This is a genomic window from Microbacterium sp. Root53 (assembly GCF_001426925.1).
Lineage (GTDB): Bacteria > Actinomycetota > Actinomycetes > Actinomycetales > Microbacteriaceae > Microbacterium.
This window is the reverse complement of the sequence record NZ_LMFR01000012.1, coordinates 463,376-478,758: the sequence shown is the minus strand read 5'-3', so window position 1 is coordinate 478,758 and position 15,383 is coordinate 463,376. Positions and strand designations below refer to the sequence as shown.

At 72.6% G+C, this 15,383-nt stretch carries 13 protein-coding genes; 1 reads left to right on the top strand and 12 read right to left on the bottom strand.

What is annotated here, in order from left to right:
• Positions 1 to 56 precede the first annotated feature (56 nt).
• Genes ASD19_RS07115 through rfbA form a run of 4 tightly spaced genes read right to left on the bottom strand, consistent with a single transcriptional unit; the run spans position 57 to position 5,165 of the window.
• Positions 57 to 1,880 (bottom strand): hypothetical protein, encoded by a 1,824-nt coding sequence (locus tag ASD19_RS07115; RefSeq protein WP_055990300.1) that lies wholly within the window; start codon positions 1,878 to 1,880, stop codon positions 57 to 59.
• Positions 1,877 to 3,292, bottom strand: a complete 1,416-nt coding sequence (gene rfbD, locus ASD19_RS07110; RefSeq protein WP_055990661.1) for a dTDP-4-dehydrorhamnose reductase — start codon at positions 3,290 to 3,292, stop codon at positions 1,877 to 1,879. Before rfbD ends, ASD19_RS07115 begins: the two co-directional genes overlap by 4 nt.
• 5 nt (positions 3,293 to 3,297) lie before the next feature.
• Complete coding sequence (gene rfbB, locus ASD19_RS07105) at positions 3,298 to 4,296, bottom strand: dTDP-glucose 4,6-dehydratase (RefSeq protein ID WP_055990297.1); 999 nt, start codon at positions 4,294 to 4,296, stop codon at positions 3,298 to 3,300.
• Positions 4,296 to 5,165, bottom strand: a complete 870-nt coding sequence (gene rfbA, locus ASD19_RS07100; protein ID WP_055990295.1) for a glucose-1-phosphate thymidylyltransferase RfbA — start codon at positions 5,163 to 5,165, stop codon at positions 4,296 to 4,298. Before rfbA ends, rfbB begins: the two co-directional genes overlap by 1 nt.
• 65 nt (positions 5,166 to 5,230) lie before the next feature.
• On the opposite strand from rfbA, the gene ASD19_RS07095 reads away from it, so the two are divergent.
• Positions 5,231 to 7,480 (top strand): YfhO family protein, encoded by a 2,250-nt coding sequence (locus ASD19_RS07095; protein WP_156377132.1) that lies wholly within the window; start codon positions 5,231 to 5,233, stop codon positions 7,478 to 7,480.
• Here ASD19_RS07095 and ASD19_RS07090 read toward each other — a convergent pair.
• Genes ASD19_RS07090 through ASD19_RS07055 form a run of 8 tightly spaced genes read right to left on the bottom strand, consistent with a single transcriptional unit; the run spans position 7,422 to position 15,211 of the window.
• Positions 7,422 to 8,363, bottom strand: coding sequence for an NAD-dependent epimerase/dehydratase family protein (locus ASD19_RS07090; RefSeq protein WP_055990289.1), 942 nt, complete (start codon positions 8,361 to 8,363; stop codon positions 7,422 to 7,424). The genes ASD19_RS07095 and ASD19_RS07090 overlap by 59 nt on opposite strands.
• Positions 8,360 to 9,382, bottom strand: a complete 1,023-nt coding sequence (locus ASD19_RS07085; protein ID WP_200941079.1) for a glycosyltransferase — start codon at positions 9,380 to 9,382, stop codon at positions 8,360 to 8,362. The genes ASD19_RS07090 and ASD19_RS07085 overlap by 4 nt, the downstream gene beginning before the upstream one ends.
• Complete coding sequence (locus ASD19_RS07080; protein ID WP_055990286.1) at positions 9,379 to 10,212, bottom strand: glycosyltransferase family 2 protein; 834 nt, start codon at positions 10,210 to 10,212, stop codon at positions 9,379 to 9,381. Before ASD19_RS07080 ends, ASD19_RS07085 begins: the two co-directional genes overlap by 4 nt.
• Positions 10,209 to 10,718, bottom strand: a complete 510-nt coding sequence (locus ASD19_RS07075) for a GtrA family protein (RefSeq protein WP_055990283.1) — start codon at positions 10,716 to 10,718, stop codon at positions 10,209 to 10,211. Before ASD19_RS07075 ends, ASD19_RS07080 begins: the two co-directional genes overlap by 4 nt.
• Positions 10,715 to 12,103, bottom strand: a complete 1,389-nt coding sequence (locus ASD19_RS14530; RefSeq protein WP_055990279.1) for a hypothetical protein — start codon at positions 12,101 to 12,103, stop codon at positions 10,715 to 10,717. Before ASD19_RS14530 ends, ASD19_RS07075 begins: the two co-directional genes overlap by 4 nt.
• Entirely contained in the window at positions 12,100 to 13,062 is a 963-nt protein-coding gene (locus tag ASD19_RS07065; protein WP_055990276.1) for a lysylphosphatidylglycerol synthase domain-containing protein, read from the bottom strand. The genes ASD19_RS14530 and ASD19_RS07065 overlap by 4 nt, the downstream gene beginning before the upstream one ends.
• Positions 13,062 to 14,168 carry a glycosyltransferase gene (locus ASD19_RS07060; protein WP_055990273.1) on the bottom strand — a complete coding sequence of 369 codons (1,107 nt, stop codon included), beginning with the start codon at positions 14,166 to 14,168 and terminating at the stop codon, positions 13,062 to 13,064. The genes ASD19_RS07065 and ASD19_RS07060 overlap by 1 nt, the downstream gene beginning before the upstream one ends.
• Positions 14,165 to 15,211: a glycosyltransferase family 2 protein gene (locus ASD19_RS07055; protein WP_082543036.1), complete on the bottom strand. Its 1,047-nt coding sequence runs from the start codon at positions 15,209 to 15,211 to the stop codon at positions 14,165 to 14,167. The genes ASD19_RS07060 and ASD19_RS07055 overlap by 4 nt, the downstream gene beginning before the upstream one ends.
• Positions 15,212 to 15,383: the final 172 nt, after the last annotated feature.

The window sequence follows — 15,383 nt, the reverse complement described above, 5'->3', positions numbered from 1 at the left end:
CCCGCTCCGGCGGCCGACGGCGGATCCGTCGCGGCCGCCGGACGGCGGGGAGGGCGTCAGTCGATCAGGAGGCCCTCGGCGCGCAGCTCGTCCTGCAGCTCGCCGGGCATGATCCAGACCCAGCTGGCGTAGAACTCGATGCCCTCGACCGGCAGGGCGCCCGAGGCGCGCAGGTTCGAGTCGCCCACGCACGACACCACGATGTCGTACGGCGGGTTCGGCTCCCCGTTCGAGTCGACGCGGTCCACCACCGCGTCGGGCAGGATGCTCCATCCCAGCTTGTTGAAGTACACGCCGGGGAAGCCGCCAGGGCGGCCGCAGGAGAAGTCGTACGCGATCTCGGTCTCGCCCGTCTCAGCCACGAACTCCTCGAACGCGGCGGTGTCGGCGGGATGGATCTCCTCGCCCGCGCGGAACCGGTCGGACCAGGCGTCGGCGCCCGCCGTGCCGGCGATGCCGAGGGCGAGGACCGCGACGGGGGCGACGAGCGCCCAGCGCCGCACGAGGAGATAGCCCACGAGGCACGCGAGCACCGTGAGCGAGGCCCACAGCCAGAACCGGTTCTCGTTCGTGAACGACGGGATGACGCCCGGATCGAACGGCTCCGTCGGCAGCAGGAAGCCCCACGGGAGCACGCCGGCGATGTGCACGGGCGTCACGTGCGCCCACGTGGGCGCCTGTGGGGCGAGCCACACCAGCACGGGCGCGAACAGGGCGGCGGTGCCCGCGGTCGCCCAGGCCCAGACGCCGGTGCGGACGCCGCGGATCAGCACGGCGAGGCCCAGCGCCACGACGAGCGCGGACACGGGGTCGAGGTACCGGCCGTACACCCAGGAGTCCAGACGGCGCCACGGGTTCTCCCAGAGGTTCCAGTCGTTGGCCCACGCGAGCACCGACAGCAGCCAGGAGGCCGTGAACACCCCGAACAGCCAGGTCGCGCGGCCCATCCGGAACCGGCGCACCTCCCGCCACGCGAGGACGACGAGCGCGACGAACCCGATCGCGACCAGGCCGTACGACCCGACGACCTGGTTCCAGGTCTGGCCGAGCGCGACGCGGACGAAGAAGCCGGGAACGAAGTTCTCGATGTTCTTCATGACCGACTCGCTCTGGTTCGGCTCCGACTCGAGCAGCACGTCGTTGAGCGTGTTGCCGATCCGCTCGACCGCGTACCAGGCGACGGCCAGCGTGAGCCCGCCGGCCAGCGCGGCCTGCCAGCGCTTCACGAGCAGGCCGACGAGCCAGACGCCGCTCGCGAGCACGACGGGCAGCATGCGCATGTGCGTCAGGTAGACCGCGGCGACGGCGACGGCGAACACCACCGCGCGCCAGATCGTGGTGTGCTCGAACAGGCGGAACGCCGCGAGGGCCGCCAGCACGACCAGCAGGAACAGGAGCCGCTCGCTCAGGACGTAGTCGGCCTGGATGGCGCGCGAGGGCAGCGTGGAGACGACGGCCGCCACCGTGAGCGCCTGCGGCAGGTCGAGGCGCATGCGGCGCACGAGAAGCGCGAGCGGCCAGATGGTCGCGGCGGCCAGCACCCAGCCGATGATGCCCGCGGCGCGGTACACGGTGTCGGGATCGTCGAGGAACCACCACAGCGGCGTGAGCAGGATGCCCCAGCCGGGGAAGTAGCCGGCGGAGCCGTACTCCGGCATCGGGTCGCCCGCGAGCAGGCGCGCCAGCTGCAGCAGGTGGAGCTCGTCGAACGGGAATGCCGGCTGGTCCGCGGACAGCCCGACGATGGCGGTCGTGACGAGGTTGGCGAGGATGGCGCCTGCCGCGACGATCCACCAGATGCGCGTCACCGCGCGGGGGTCCCGCGGACGGGCGAGCGCGACGGCGCCGACCGGGAAGGCCGGCGGGCGGGTGCGGCTCACGGGGTCGCCTCGAGGTAGCGCACGAGGCTCGCGTCGGCGTCCGGCGGGGTGAAGCCGGTGCCCTCGATCTTGGTGAGGTCGAGCACGCTGTTGCGCGGGCGGGGAGCGGTGGGCCGGTCGTTGCCGGCGTAGTACTCGGCAGTGGTGACGGGCGTGACGCGGGCGGGGTCGTGTCCGGTCAGCTCGTACACCCGGGCGGCGTACTGCGCCCAGGTGCGGGGCTCGCCCGCGCCCGTGAGGTTGTACGTGCCGTAGGGCGCGCGCGTCTCGAGCAGGTGCTGGATGCCGCGGGCGAGGTCCGCGGTGAACGTGAGCCGGCCGGTCTGGTCGTCGACGACCGTGGGGTCGACGCCGCGCTCGGCCAGGGACGCCATGGTCCGCACGAAGTTGCCGCCGTCGCCGATGACCCACGAGGTGCGCACGATGTAGTGGCGCGGCACGGTCGCGACGATCGCGTCGCCCGCGGCCTTGGTCTGCCCGTAGACGCCCAGCGGGGCGATCGGGTCGTCCTCCCGGTACGGCTCGGCGGCAGTGCCGTCGAACACGTAGTCGCTCGAGACGTGCACGAGCGTGATGTCGTGCTGCGCCGCGACGCGCGCGAGCGCCGCGACGCCCGTGACGTTCGCGGCCCACGCCTCGGCGCGGCCCTCGGGGGTCTCTGCGGCGTCGACAGCGGTGTGCGCGGCGGCGTTCACGATCACGCCGTAGTCGCGCCAGCGGCGCGCGGCGGCCAGGTCGGGGGAGGTGAGGTCCAGGTCCTCGCGGCCGGCGTACTCGATGTGCGCGGCGTCCCCCAGCTGGGCGCGCAGGGCCCGGCCGAGCTGGCCGTTCGCGCCGATCACGAGCGTGCGGCGGGGCGGGACGGGCGTGGCGTCCGCAAGGCGCGGGTGCGCGCGGTCCTTGTCGGAGATCTCCGCCTGCTCGAGCGGGATGGGCCACGGGATGGCGACGGTCTCGTCGGCCAGGTTCAGGAACGAGTACGAAGCGTCGGGCGACCAGTGGTCGTTGACCAGGTACGTGTAGGCCGTGCCGGGCTCCAGCGTCTGGAACGCGTTGGCCACGCCGCGCGGCACGAAGATCGCCGTGGACGGGTCGATCTCGGCCGTGAAGACGTTGCCGAAGCCGGGGCCCTCGCGCAGGTCCACCCAGGCGCCGAACACGCGGCCGGTCGCGACCGACACCCACTTGTCCCACGGCTCCGCGTGGATGCCGCGCGTGACGCCGGGCCGGTCGTTGTAGGAGATGTTGTTCTGCACCGGGCCGAAGTCGGGCAGGCCCAGCGCGGTCATCTTCTCGCGCTGCCAGTTCTCCTTGAACCACCCGCGCGCGTCGCCGTGCACGGGCAGGTCGAACAGCAGCAGCCCCTCGATGGCGGTCGGCGTCGCGGCCAGCTGCTTGCCCAGCTCCGTCACGGCCGTCACTGCCCCTTGCTGGCGTAGAACGCCTCGACGCCGTCCTTGACCGGAGCCCACCACGCCTCGTTGGCGCGGTACCACTCGATGGTGTCCGCGAGACCGGCGCGGAAGTCCTGGAAGCGCGGCTGCCAGCCGAGCTCCGTGCGCAGCTTGGTGGAATCGATCGCGTAGCGCAGGTCGTGTCCCGGACGGTCGGCGACCAGGTCGTACGCGTCGCGCGGCTGGCCCATCAGCTCGAGGATCAGCTCGACGACGTCCTTGTTGTTCTCCTCGCCGTCGGCGCCGATCAGGTAGGTCTGCCCGATCTCGCCCTTGTCGAGGATGGTCAGCACCGCGGAGGAGTGGTCGTCCGCGTGGATCCAGTCGCGCACGTTTTCGCCGGTGCCGTAGAGCTTGGGGCGGATGCCGCGGATCACGTTGGTGATCTGGCGCGGGATGAACTTCTCGACGTGCTGGTAGGGGCCGTAGTTGTTGGAGCAGTTCGAGATCGTGGCCCGCACACCGAACGAGCGCACCCAGGCCCGGACCAGCAGGTCGCTGCCGGCCTTGGTCGACGAGTAGGGCGACGAGGGGTTGTACGGGGTGCTCTCGGTGAACCGCTCGGGGTCGTCCAGCTCGAGGTCGCCGTACACCTCGTCGGTCGAGATGTGGTGGAGGCGCACGTCGTGGCGGCGCGCGGCCTCGAGCAGCGTGTACGTGCCGATGATGTTGGTGTCGAGGAACGGGCGCGGGTCGTTCAGCGAGTTGTCGTTGTGCGACTCGGCCGCGTAATGCACGACCGCGTCGACCTCGCGGAACAGGCCGTCGACCAGCTCGGCGTCGGCGATGTCGCCCTGCACGAAGCGCACGCGGTCCTCGGGGAGGCCCTCGAGCGAGGCGAGGTTGCCCGCGTAGGTGAGCTTGTCGAGCACCGTCACGTGGTGGTCGGTGTGCTCGACGACGTGGTGCACGAAGTTGGACCCGATGAACCCGGCACCGCCGGTGACAAGAAGCTTCGACATCAGCGACCACGCTCCAGAACCTCGAGGAGGTACGAGCCGTACCCCGACTTCACCAGCTTCTGCGCCCGCTCGCGCAGCTCGTCGTCCGAGAGGAACCCCTGCCGCCAGGCGACCTCCTCGGGCGCGCCGATCTTCAGGCCCGTGCGGCGCTCCATCGTGCGCACGTAGTCGGCCGCGTCTGTCATCTGGTCGAACGTGCCCGTGTCGAGCCAGGCGGTGCCGCGGGGCAGCACCTCGACGCTGAGCTTGCCGCGCTCCAGGTAGGCGGCGTTCACGTCGGTGATCTCGTACTCGCCCCGCGCGGACGGCTTGAGGTTGCGGGCGATCTCGACCACGTCGTTGTCGTAGAAGTACAGGCCGGGGACCGCGTAGTTGCTCTTGGGGGCGGCGGGCTTCTCCTCCAGGGAGACGGCCTTGCCGTCGGCGTCGAACTCGACCACGCCGTACGCCTGCGGCTCGGCGACCCAGTACGCGAACACGGCTCCGCCGTCGACGTCGGCGAAGCGCTTGAGCTGGCTGCCCAGGCCGGGGCCGTACAGCAGGTTGTCGCCGAGGACCAGCGCGACCTTGTCGTCGCCGATGAAGTCCGCGCCGATCGTGAAGGCCTGGGCCAGGCCGTCGGGTGAGGGCTGCTGCGCGAACGTGATGTTCACGCCGAACTGCGAGCCGTCGCCGAGCAGCCGCTCGAACGCGGCCGCGTCGTGCGGCGTCGTGATCACCAGGATGTCCCGGATCCCCGCCAGCATCAGCGTCGACAGCGGGTAGTACACCATCGGCTTGTCGTACACGGGAACGAGCTGCTTGGAGACGCCGAGCGTGATCGGATGCAGACGCGTGCCCGAACCACCGGCGAGGATGATGCCCTTCACCCGACCATCGTGTCATATGCGCTTGTCCGCATCCCTGGGAGGCGCGGTTGTTAGCATCGGGTTCCGTGAGCAGACGTGTCCGCAGGATCGGCTGGCCGATCGCTGCGGCGGCCGCCACGCTGGTGTTCGCGCTCGCGCGCCTCGCCGGGAATCCGCGCTTCTACTTCGCCGACGACACGCAGCTCGGATCCTTCGGGCAGTGGTGGCAGCTCGGCGACCTGCTGCGGCAGGGGCGCCTCCCGCTCCTCGAGCCGTCGGCGTGGCAGGCGGGCAACTACCTGGCGGAGGGGCAGTGGGCGCTGCTGAACCCGCTCAACTGGCTGATCGCGCTGGGCGCGCGGGCCTGCGAGGACCCGGTTGTGTTCGCGACCGTCGTCAAGATCGCGTTCCTGGTGCTGATGACCATGGGCGTGTACCTGCTCGCGCGCTCCTTCACCGCCGCGCGGCCGTGGGCGGCGCTCGCCGCCGTGCTCGTGCCGCTGTGCGGCTTCACGGTCTACATGGACGCCGCCTCCTGGTCGACCGGCCTGTTCAACTCCGCGCTGCTGCCGTGGGTGTGGTGGGCCCTGCGGCGCGCGGTGGAGGCGTCGCGGTCGCCCATCCCGTACCTGGTCGCGAGCTACGTCCTCATCACATTCGGGTACATCTTCGGCGTGATCGTGCTCGTGGGCGTGCTGGTCGAGTCGCTCGTGCGCGCCGTGTGGATGCGCGACCGCGGGCGGATCGTCCGGAGCCTGCTGGCGTCGGTGTGGGGCGCCGCCTGGACCGTCGTGGTGTACCTGCCGGGGATCCTCACCGCCCCCGTGACCGACCGCGGCTCGTTCGTCGTTCGCAACTGGTTCTTCCTGAACGCCGATCTGACGGATCTCGCCGGTGCCGCCGGCCCCACCTTCACCGGCACGATCCGGACCTGGGACGGCGAGGTGCGCGCCCCCGAGGGCGTCCTGGAGAAGGGCGTCATGCTGTGGACGGGCGAGGTCACGGACGCGCCCCTCGTGTACATCGCCTGGCTGCTGCCGTTCGCCCTGCTCGTGCTGCCGATGTCGCGCGCCGCCCTCCGCCGCTGCATCCCGCTGCTGGCGATCGGCTCCGCGGCGCTCGTCGCCGTGCTGGCGCCGAGCCACATGGGCCCCATCCGCTGGCCGCTGCGGTTCATCCCCTACCTGGCGCTCGCCCTGCTGGTGCTGCTCGCCGTCGCCGCCACCCGCACGAAGTGGGGCGAGCTCTCTGCGCGCCGGATGCGCTGGACCGTCGCGCTGATCGCGGTGCTCGCGCTCGTGAACCTCGGGAACGTGCCGCTGGACTGGCGCGGCATCGTCGCCACGGCGGTCGCGCAGCTCGCGCTGCTGTGGGCGATCCGCCGCGTGGCGACCCGGCCCTGGCGCGAGGACGCGCGGCGCTTCGCGCTCGTCGCCGGTGCGCTCGGCGTGACGGCGGTCACCGTCGCGCTGCAGATCGTCGCGATGCCGGCGACCCCGCTTCCCGGCGGCGCCGTGCCGACGGTGGGCGAGATGCGGCAGGTGCTGAGCGAGGCCGACGGCGAGTCGTACGGCGACGCCATGGTCGTGGGCCGCGCGAGCGCGGGGGCGGGCGATCCCGCCTCCTGGCGCGAGCGCCTTCTCGCCAACCTCTGGTACCTGAGCGACACCGACGTGTCGAACCTCTACACGGTGCTGCCGTACTCCGAATTCGTGCAGGACTTCTGCATGGACCTGCGGGGTGAGACGTGCGGCGACGGCCTCTCGACGCTGTGGAGCGTCGACGAGTCGACGGGCGAGCGCGTCAGCGACCTGATGGGCGTCAGCACCGTCATCGCGATGCGCGCGACCTACCGGGATCAGCCCGAGCCCCCGGCCGGCTGGCACCTCGCCGAGGCGGGGGAGCACACCTGGCTGTTCCGGCGGGACGAGGTGCTCCCGGCAGCCGGAGGCGTCGTGTGGTCGGGCGAGGGCACCGAGGTCTCCGAGCTCGAGGCGACCGACACGTCCGTGAGCTTCCGGGTCGACTCGGTGGGATCGGACGGCCGGGTGGTGCTCAGCCGACTCGACTACCCCGGCTACGCCGTCGACGGCGCGGCGAAGGCCGAGCCGGTGCGCGACTGGCTGCTCACGGTCGACGTCTCGGGCGCCGCGCCCGGCGACGTGGTCACGGTCCGCTTCCTGCCGCCGGGACTGCCGCTGCTGGCGGGAGCCGCGCTGCTCGGCGTGCTGACCGCCGCCGGATGGCTCGTGGCGCGTCGCCTGCGCCCGCAGGGCCTCAGCCGGCCACGGGGCGCCGCGCCCACGTCGCCAGCTGCGACGCGTACACGCGGCTGAGCCCCTCGGGGAGGGGGGTGCGGGCCAGACCGTCCAGGTCGGGCCACACCCGCGAGCGCACGCGCAGGTCGAGGGCCTGACCCCGCGGATCGCCGCGGCCCAGCACGATGAAGCCGCGGCGGCGGTTCAGCCGCTGGAGCTCCCCGATCAGGGCGCCGATCGACACGGCGCGGCCGCTGCCGACGATCTTCACGGTGGTGGTGCCCGGCGCCGTCGCCGCGGCGCGCAGCGCGGCGCTCGAGAGGATCTGCGCCGCGTCGTCCTCGTAGACGTAGTCGCGGAGCGTGTCGAGCGGCACGTAGATCGATGCCGGAACCCCGGCGACGTGCGCCCGGGTGAGGATCGAGATCAGGCCCTGCGCCTTCGCGAGGTCCTGGCCCGGGCCGTACAGGTTCGTGACGCGGGCGACCAGCGACGTCCATCCGCCCTCCGCGGTCGCCGAGGCGAGCGCCGCCTCCATCGCGAGCTTGCCCTCGCCGTACGCCGAGGCGGGAGCGACGGGTGTGGCCTCCGTGAAGGGCGCGCCCCGGGAGCCGGCATAGGCGCCGCCGACGGACGAGGCCAGCACGACCGTCAGCCGGGCCCGCGCCGCGGGCGGGAGGGCGGCGAGCTCGGCGACGAACCGGCGGAACACGTCCACCTCGGCCCGGACGCGCTCGGGCGGCGTCGACGTGACCGCGCGGCCGGCCGTCCACGAGATCTCGAGGCGCTCGTCCGGACCGGCCGCCTCGACGAAGCGCCGCAGCGCGCGCGCGAGCACCGCACTCGTGCCGCCGCCGTCGTCCCAGTCGGGCACGTCGACCGCGAAGGCCGCCTCGGACCTCGCGCGCGCGACCGCCCTGCCGAGCAGCCCCCGGCCGATGATCCAGCGCCGGACGGTCACGACGTCCGGGCCGTCGATCCCTCGTGCGCCACGCGCTCGGTGTGCGCGAGCGGGCCGAGGGCCGGATCGCGCACGATCAGGTAGGACGGCTTGCCGAGCGCCGTGCTCACGGCGACTCCGAGATACTCGGCGATGATGCCGAGCGCGACGAGGATCACGCCGATTCCCAGCAGCAGCACCACCATGAGCGACGTCCAGCCGGGCTCGTTCACGACGCCGGCGAGCCGGGCGATCACGAGGTACAGCGCGAACAGCAGGCCCGCGACGAACACCGAGGTGCCCGTCAGCGTGACGATGCGCAGCCCGCGCGTGCCCGAGGTGAGGACCATGCGCAGGAAGTGCCCGAACAGGCGCCGGTACGAGTAACCCGAGCGGCGGTCGCCCTCCTCGCGCAGCGTCACGGGGGCCGTGGCGGTGCGGGCGGCGATCCAGCCGAGGGCGACATCCAGGTACACGCCGGTGCCCGCATACGCGGCCACGCTGCGGCCGATCTCGCCGAGCACCAGCCGGAAGCTGTTGAACTCGGCCGCGTTGCCGCCGCCGAACACGGTCTGCAGGACGCGCTTCGACGCGCGGGAGGCGGTGTTGCGCATCAGCCCGTGCGGGGGCCGGTTGACCGGCGCTCCGTAGACGAGGTCCGCCTGCTCGTCGAGCGCGGCGTCGAGCAGCACGCCGATGTCGGCCGGGTCGTGCTGGCCGTCCTCGTCCATGGTGATGATCCACTCGCCGCCCGAGCCCGCCATCCCGGCGAGCGTCGCGGCGTGCTGGCCGAAGTTGCGGCTCAGCCACACGGGGGTGATCCACTCGTCGCCGCTCGCGAGCTCGCGGATCACGGCGTCGGAGCGGTCGGGGCCCCGGTCGTGCGCCAGCAGCACCTCCTCGACGCGCGCGAGGCGGCCGCCGGGCGTGCGGAACCCCTGGGTGAGGGGACGCAGCTCCCCGACGACGCCGGGCAGGGTGCGCTCGCCCTGGTAGACGGGGATCACGACGCTGATGCGGTGCACGTACGGCTCGGTCATCGCATCCTCCTCTTCAGCACACGATACGAGAGCCTCCGGGCGCGGGCCATGAGCGCGGCCCTGACGTCCCCGATGCGGCGGTCGAGGCCCGAGAGGACCTCCGGATGCGCCTCGCGCACCCACGCGTGGAACTCGCGCGCCTCGGCCGACTGACGGGAGGCGAGGGCGACGCTCCACTGGGAGTCGCTCATCCGGAACGTGGCCCCCACCTCGGGGTCGGGGACGAAGTCGCCCTCCAGCAGGACGCGCGTGTACGTCGCCTGGTCGATCAGGTACGAGAACCGGTCGAACCAGCCGCCCGTGCGGGCCAGCACGTCGCGGCGCATCATGACCGAGGCGGGCTCTCCGAAGAGGTTGGAGCCCGCGCGCACGGCCCGGCGCACCGCCTCGGCGCCGGGCATGCGCCGGTCCAGGCCCCGCAGTCCCCAGCCGGCCAGGAGCACGTCGCCGTTCATGTCGATGAGATCGCGGCGGCACGCGGTCATCACCGCGCCGGTGGTCTCGAGCAGCGCCGCCTGCCGCGCCAGCACGCCGGGGCGCAGCACGTCGTCGCCGCAGACGAGCTTGATGAGCTCGCCGCGCGCCGCCTCGGTCACGCGGTTCCAGTTGCGACCCGCGCCGCCGCCCGCCTCGGTCTCGAGCAGCGTGACGCGCGGATCGTCCGCGAACCGCCGCATGACGTCGAGGGTGTCGTCGGAGGACGCGTGGTCGGCCACGATCAGCTCGAGGCCCTCGACCTCCTGGTCGAGGATCGAGCGGAGCGTCTCGTCCAGCGTGCGGCCGTTGTCGTAGGCGGGCACGACGACGCTGAGGCGGATGCCGGCGCTCATCGCTCCTCCTTCCTGCGGTGGAACGAGAACCGGCTGTGGCCGACGTAGCTGATCACCGCGATCACGAACGTGAACAGGAACTGCGCGACGATCTCGTTCATGCCCAGCAGGATCGTCAGGGGCGGGACGACGAGCTGGTTGAGCAGGAACGAGGTCAGGTACACCAGCTGGAATCGCCAGAAGTCCAGCCACAGGTGCCCCGTGACGCGGAACACGAGCCTCCGGTAGAGCACGAAGGCGGAGATGGTGCTGGCCAGGTGCGCGCACGTGATGATCACGAAGATGCGCCAGGGCGCGTCCGGCCACACGGCGGCCGCGAGCAGCGAGAACAGGATGAACCAGACGAAGCCGACGCCGGTGTTGATCGCGCCGACGAGCAGGAACGCCACGCGACGGTCCTTGATGAGCCGCAGCAGCGGGCCGTCGGGTGCCGAGCCGCCGCCGATCGCCTGCTCGGCGCCGCCGGGCAGCTCCGGCGCGTCGCCCGCCTGATCGGGGGCGGTCACGGCGTCGTCCGCCGCGGTGCGCCGACGAGGACGCCGAGCGCGATCGACGCGCCGGCCACGGCGACGCCGAAGCCGATCCAGGTGGGCGTCGGGTAGAAGGCGGCCTGCGGACCGGACAGCTCGCGCGCCAGCGTGGACGCGATCTCGAGGCCCAGCAGCGTCGTGCGGACCGCCGTCCACGCGGCCAGGGGCAGGGCGCGCGCCCACAGCAGGGGGAGCGCCAGGAACGGCGCCAGGAACGGCAGCATCGCGAAGAAGTACCGCGCGAACGCGCTACCGCCGCCGGCGTGATGCATGATCTGCATGATCGCGATGCCGCCGCACGCGCACAGGGCGGTCGCGAGGATCACCAGGCGCACGGCGCGTTCGCGGCGCTCGCGGAGGACGCCGGCCACGTGCGCGACGAGCCCGATCAGGAGCGGCAGCGCGAACAGCAGCAGCGTCCACGGCAGCGGGGTCTCGAGCGCGCGGGGGAGCGGCGGGTACGTCCCGGTCGAGAACTGCTCGGTCATGCGCGTCCAGAACGCGGGGTCGCGCGTGACCTCGAGCACGGGCCGGGCGACGCGTCGCGTGTGCTCGGCCGCCCAGTCCGGGTGACCGCCGCTCGCGTTGCCGGTGAGCGCGATGTTGCGCAGATAGAACCACAGGGACGATGCCACGACCGCGACCCCGGCCGCGACCGCGGCGGTCCACGCGTGCCGGGCGCGGAGGGGGCCGGGGAGGTGACCGATCACGATGACCGCGACCGCGAACAGCACCGCCACGGGCAGAAGCGAGAAGCGGGTCAGCGCGCATCCCGCGCAGGCGACGGCGAACAGCACGATGTCCCGGACCGGGGTGCGGCCCCTGGCCAGGCGCAGCAGGGCATAGAACGCGAGCGCGCTGACGAGGGCGGCGAGCGTGTCGGTGTAGACAGAGCCGCCCAGGCGCACGAACCAGACCGAGAGTCCGACGATCAGCGCCGACGCGAGGCCGATGCCCGCGACGGTGGGGAGCAGCAGGCGGGCGATGCCGCGGATCGCGTAGAGGAGGGCGATCGAGAGAGCGACCATCACCATCCGGCCCGCCATGCCCGCGCCCTCGATGTTCCCGGCGTCGGCCAGCGGACCGACGAACGGGGCGAGCAGGAGGTACAGCAGGGGCGGGTGGTGGGCGGTCCACTGAACCGGCGGGTGCACTCCGACCGTGTTGCCGAGCTCGAGCCCCTCCTCGAACACGGGCAGCTCGCCGTGCCACACCTGGAAGGCGTAGTCGACGTGCGCGGCCTCGTCGCCGCTGGAGTAGATGGGCGAGGCCATGGCGTAGGCGAACGGCCCGCCGATCCCGAGGAGGACCAGCGCGACGTGCTCCAGGACCGCCCGGATGCGGGTCACGCGGGCGCTCATGCCGGCTCCGCCGATCCGGTGCGGCCGAGGCGTCGCCGGGCGAGCCGGGTCTCGACGCCGCCGACGGCCGCGAAGCCGAGGTCGACGGCCGTGAGCAGGACCCGGCTCAGCAGCACGAGCGTGACGATCTCGGCCGAGGCGAGCGTGCCGGCGAGGGCGGCGGCGAGCACGAGCTCCCGCACGCCCGCGCCCGCGGGCGCGATCACGAACAGGAATCCGATCACCCACGCGAGCGCGTAGCCGCCGATGCACTGGACGACCGTGTGCCACGTGGCCGGGGCGCCGAGGCCGATCGCGAGAGCCGCGACCGCGACGCCGGCCACGATCCACGCGAGCAGCGACCAGGCCGTGGCGACCGCGACGCCGCGCGGGGACAGCGAACCGCCCGGGGTGTCGAGCGGCTCCAGGCGCAGGATGCGCCACGCGAGGGCGATGAGCCGGTTGAGGACGGGCGGGATCAGCAGGACGAGCAGCGGCACGCCGAACCACATCAGCCACGCCCAGTCGGCGAGCGCGGGCGTGGGCGCGACCGCGAACCCGAGCGCGCCGACGCCGACGCCCGAGACCAGCGAGATCAGCAGCGCGATCGTCATCGCGGCGACCGAGTGCCGGGCGGGGATGCCGTGGGCGCGCCCCAGATCCGCGGCGGCGGCGATGTTCCACACGCCGCCGGGGATGTACTTGCCGAGCTGACTGACGCCGAACAGGGCCACGGCGGGGCGCACGGCCAGCGGGTGCCCGAGGTCGCGCACGATGCCGCGCCAGGCCTCGAGGGTCAGACCCACGTACACGGCGCTCGCGACCAGGGCGACGACGAGCGCCCACCAGGGCAGACGGGCCAGCGCGGCCGCGATCGCCTCCCAGCGGCTCGCGACGAACCACGCCGCGAAGCCGAGCGCGACCGCGAGGAACGCCCACTTGACGGCGGGGGAGCGCAGGACGCCGAGGACGCGCTTCATCAGGCGGATCCGCCGCGCGTCGCGAGCCGGTCCACGAGCGGCGCGACGACGTCGACCGCGCGGAACGACTCGGCGGCCGCGGCCGCGGCGGCGCGCGCGGCGGTCACGCGGTCGCGCGAGCCCGCGAGCTCCGCGATCACGTCGGCCAGAGCGGCGGCGTCGCCCGGCGCGGCGTAGAGCGCGGCGTCGCCGAAGGCGGCGCGCTGGGGCGCGGTGTCGCCCGTGATGATCGCGCAGCCGGCCGCGGCGCCCTCGTAGACCTTGTTCGGGACCACGCGGCGGGCCTTGCCCGAGGTCCCGAAGACGCCGAGGCAGACGTCGTGCCGCGCGACCAGCGCGGGCAGCTCGTGCGCGTCGACCCAGTCCAGCCACGTGACGCCGTGCAGGTCGCCCGCCGCCGCGCGTGCGGCGTCGTAGTCCTGGCCCGTGCCCACGATCGTGGCGGTGAACTCGGCTCCGGCCTGGTGTGCGCGGCGCAGAGCCTCGGCGATCGTCGGCGCGCCCTGGAGCGGGGTGAACAGGCCGAAGAAGACGAGCGACAGCGGGCCGTCGGCGGGGGCATCCGTCGCCGGGCGGGCGTCGAACCACTCGGCGCGCGCGCCGACGGGCACGTGCACGCCCTTGGAGCGATCGGGCAGCATCTCGAGGTGCTCGACCGTGTCGACGAGCACGATGTCCGCGGCCGCCAGCGCGCGGTGGTCGAGGCCCCGCAGCAGGCGGACGCGCAGGCCCTCGGCGCCGCGGTCCTGCGCGGTGTCGCCCGCGAAGATCAGGTGGTCGAGGACGATGGTGGACCGGCGGAACAGGCGGCGCGCCAGGAGCACGTCGAAGTGCCCCATGTAGCCCACGAGCACGGCCTCGGGAACGATGCCGGCGCGGCGCAGCGCGCGGGCGTCCCGGGCGAGCGCGATCCAGCACGTCAGCAGGCGCCACGCGAACGCGGGAAGCCGCCACGGCTGCTTCAGCATGCGCACGCGCTCGGCCGTGCTGAAGCCCAGCGGGCGGTTCAGCTCCCGCACCTCGAGTCCGCGCTCCCGCAGGCCGTCGACGATGATGCCGACGCGCGGGTGCTTGACCGCGTCGTACGTGCCGAACGAGACGATCACGACGTCGTCCGGGCCGATCCCGCGTCCTCCGTGGGCGCATCCACCACCGAGCCGGCCGGCCCCGGCAGGGTCACGTGCCGCACGTCGGCCGGGCGCGCGTCCTCGCCGTACTGGATCTCCTTGAGGCGCTGCAGGGTGTCCTCGAGCAGCACGCGGTTCGTCCGCAGCAGGTCGGAGATGATCAGCAGCGCGAACGACAGCAGCGAGCCGACCAGCAGCGACGAGCCGAGGATGAGCGACTGGATGTGGTCGCCCGCGGTGCCCATCCAGTTCAGGATCAGGAAGCGCAGGAACGGGATCAGGCCCACGACCAGGAGCAGCACGCCGAGGGTCGTGAAGATCGTGTGCGGCTTGAACATGATGTAGCTGCGCATGATCGCCTGTCCCGACTTCGCCATGTGCTGGAAGATGTTCTTGAACAGGCGCGACTCGCGGGTCTTCGGGTTGGTCGTGATCGGCACGCTCGCGATCTTCAGGCGCTTGTTGCCGGCCTGGATGATCGTCTCCATGCAGTACGAGAACTGCGTGACGATGTTCAGGCGGATGAGCGCCTTGCGCGAGTAGGCCCGGAACCCGCTCGCCGCGTCGGGCAGCTCGGTGCCGGCGGCGAAGTTGACGACCTCGCTGCCGACGCGCTGCATGACCTTCTTGAAGGGCGAGAAGTGCGCGATGGTCGCGGTCTGCCGGTCGCCGATCGCGATGTCGGCCTCGCCGCGCAGCAGCGGCTGCACGAGGTCGCCGATCATCTGCTGCGGGTACTGGTTGTCGCCGTCGGTGTTCACGACGATGTCGGCGCCCATGACGCCGAGCGCGTACTCGACGCCGTCGCGGAACGAGCGGGCGAGGCCCATGTTGCGCGTGTGGTGCACGAAGTGGCGCACGCCGTACGACTTGGCCACCTCGACCGTGCGGTCGGTGGAGCCGTCGTCGATCACGAGCAGCTCGATCTCGTCGATGCCCGGGATCTCCTTCGGCATCGTCTCCAGGACGAGCGGGAGGGTCTCCTCCTCATTCAGGCACGGGATCTGGATGACGAGTTTCATGCTGCTCCTGAGAAAGTCTGTCGGGGACGGCGCATCTGTTCTCCTGCGTGCGCAGCTGCGGCACGATCGCGCACGAAGGCGGGCCGTGACCCGGCGAGCGAGTCTACCAAGCGCGATCCAGCCAGTCTGAGAGCCACGCCCGCACGCTCGGCGGGCTGGGAGGCTCGCCCCG